Annotated in this window: 1 pseudogene; it reads right to left on the bottom strand. The window is 62.6% G+C overall.

The window, feature by feature from the left end:
• Positions 1–257: pseudogene (locus OH705_RS27955) on the bottom strand (RND family transporter); the annotation flags it as partial.

The raw sequence follows: 257 nt of genomic DNA, 5'->3' as shown, positions 1-257 counted from the left end.
CATGAACCAGTAGCCAATGAATGTACCGATGGTCAACGGCAGGCAGCACTCCAGCACCGCGCGCAGGTCGCGGTAGACCGCGAATAGCAGCAACGCGATCGCGGCATAGACATACAGCAGCATGGGCGTCTCGCTCTTCTCCACCTCCTCGTTGATGGCCGCCATGACACCGGCGTTACCCGAGGCGAGGCGCATCGCCTGGCCCGGTTGCGGATACTCGCTACGAAACGCCTTGACCGCCACCACCACCCGGTTGA

The organism is Pseudomonas sp. BJa3, assembly GCF_026343815.1.
GTDB classification, from domain to species: domain Bacteria; phylum Pseudomonadota; class Gammaproteobacteria; order Pseudomonadales; family Pseudomonadaceae; genus Aquipseudomonas; species Aquipseudomonas soli.
Note: the sequence above shows the minus strand (reverse complement) of the source record. Positions and strands in the feature narration are given on the sequence as shown.